Here is a 2110-nt window from a genome sequence, read left to right as displayed (position 1 = left end):
CCGCCTCCAGGGCGTCGCAGTAGGCGCCCAGGCGGCGGGCGGCCACCCCCAGGGCCCGCAGCTGCTCGACGGCGCCGGCGGACGCGCCGGGCCCGGCGGTGAGGACCAGCCCGCGCAGCACGTCGTTGGGGTCGGCGACCGGGGGCAGCGCGTCGCCCGGGGCGGGCGCGGGCACGTGGGCGGCCAGGTGGGCCTCCAGCGGGCCGCCGTGCGCGCCGGCCTCCACCGGCACCTCCAGGGCGTCGGCGCCCACGGTGGCGGCCACGAGCAGGTCGCGGCGCGCGCGCACCAGCCGCGCCCAGTGCCCGGCGCGGCGCAGCTCGCCGAGCAGCAGCTCGCGGCGGCGGCGCAGCGCCAGCAGCGGCAGCTCCTGCAGCTCGCGCTGCACCTCGGCGGACCCCCCGGGGCGGCCGGGGTCGCCGGCGCGCTCCAGGACCGCGGCGAGCGCACCGGGCAGGGTCCCGGGCAGGGCGTGGGGCGGGGCGCCGGCGGGCGCGCCGGCGGTGGCGGGGAGCGGCCCGGTGCGGCCGCCGTCTCGTCCGTGCATGGACCTCGTGTCGTCCCCGGCCGCGCCGTCCTTGACGGCGCGGGGCCGCGCGTCACCCGACCGCGCGCCGGCGTCACCCGCTCGCGGGCGCGGGCCCCGTCCGGCCCGGCACGTAACCTGCTGGCCGTGAGCACCACCCCCCGGCCCGCCCTCGACGCCGACGGCGAGACCCCGCTGGCGCGCACCCGCCGCGCCCGCCGCGTGCACCGCCTGCTGGCCGAGCGCTACCCCGACGCGCACTGCGAGCTGGACTTCAGCACCCCCTTCCAGCTGCTGGTGGCCACGGTGCTGTCGGCGCAGTGCACCGACGCGCGGGTGAACACGGTGACCCCGGAGCTGTTCGCGCGCTGGCCCGAGCCGGTGGACCTCGCCGGCGCCGACCGCGCCGAGCTGGAGGCCGTGGTGACGCCCACCGGGTTCTTCCGCGCCAAGGCCGACGCGCTGCTGCGGCTGTCCGCGGCGCTGGTGGCCGAGCACGGCGGGCGGGTGCCCGGCCGCCTGGAGGACCTCGTGCGGCTGCCCGGGGTGGGCCGCAAGACCGCCAACGTCGTGCTGGGCGACGCCTTCGGCGTGCCGGGGCTGACGGTGGACACGCACGTGGGGCGCCTGTCGCGCCGGCTGGGCTTCACCCGCCACGAGGACCCCGTGAAGGTGGAGTCCGACCTCGCCCGGCTCATCGAGCGCAGCGGCTGGACGATGTTCAACCACCGGATGATCTTCCACGGCCGGCGCACCTGCCACAGCCGCAAGCCGGCGTGCGGGGCGTGCGCGGTGGCGCGCCTGTGCCCCTCGTACGGCACGGGCGAGACCGACCCGGTGCGCGCCGCGAAGCTGGTGCGCGGCCCGGTGCCGCCCGCCGCGCCGGTCGCGCCGGTCGCGCCGGTCGCGCCGGTCGCCCCGTGAGCACCGGCGAGGCGCGCACCGGGGACGCGGGAACCGGGGCCCTGCCCGGCTGGCTGCGCCCGCTGGCCGGGCGCCTGCCCACCGTCACCGCCGCCGACCTGCACTGGCGCGAGGACCGCCGCGCCGCCGCCGGAACCGCCCGCCCGGCCGCGGTGCTGGTGCTCTTCGCCGACGGGCCCTCCGGGCCGGAGGTGCTGCTCACCGAGCGCGCCGGCACGCTGCGCCAGCACTCCGGCCAGGTGGCCTTCCCCGGCGGGCGCAGCGAGCCCGCCGACCCCTCCCCCGCCGCGACCGCGCTGCGCGAGGCCGCCGAGGAGACCGGGCTGGACCCCGCCGGCGTGCAGGTCCTCGGGGAGCTGCCGCAGCTGCTGCTGGCGCACTCGCGCCACGCGGTCACGCCCGTGGTGGCGCACTGGCGCGCGCCCGGGCCGGTGGGGGTGCGCGACGCCGCCGAGGTCGCCCGGGTGGAGCGCGTGCCGCTGGCCGAGCTGCTCGCCGAGGGCGCGGTGCGCCGGCTGCGCGGCCCCGGCGGCTACAGCGGCCCGGCGTTCGCGGTGCGCGGGCTGCTCGTGTGGGGCTTCACCGCCGAGGTCCTGGTGCGGGTGCTGGAGCTGGGCGGGCTGCTGCCGCCGGCGGTGGCGGGTCGCGCGGCGGGGAGGG

General features: G+C 81.0%; 2 protein-coding genes and 1 pseudogene. 2 read left to right on the top strand and 1 reads right to left on the bottom strand.

Annotation, left to right across the window (positions count from 1 at the left end; translation table 11 throughout):
* Positions 1 to 547 (bottom strand): annotated as a pseudogene (locus GTR00_RS19605) (hypothetical protein); the annotation flags it as partial.
* Positions 548 to 673: 126 nt separating this feature from the next.
* Between GTR00_RS19605 and nth the strand changes: the two are divergent.
* Entirely contained in the window at positions 674 to 1450 is a 777-nt protein-coding gene (gene nth, locus GTR00_RS25230) for an endonuclease III (RefSeq protein WP_323132627.1), read from the top strand.
* A partial coding sequence (locus GTR00_RS19595; RefSeq protein WP_166613229.1) for an NUDIX hydrolase occupies positions 1447 to 2110 on the top strand: 664 nt, incomplete at its 3' end. The genes nth and GTR00_RS19595, both read left to right, overlap by 4 nt.

It is taken from the genome of Kineococcus indalonis, assembly GCF_009906395.1.
Classification (GTDB): domain Bacteria; phylum Actinomycetota; class Actinomycetes; order Actinomycetales; family Kineococcaceae; genus Kineococcus; species Kineococcus indalonis.
The sequence above is the reverse complement of the archived record's forward strand: the minus strand, read 5'-3'. Positions and strand labels throughout refer to the sequence as shown.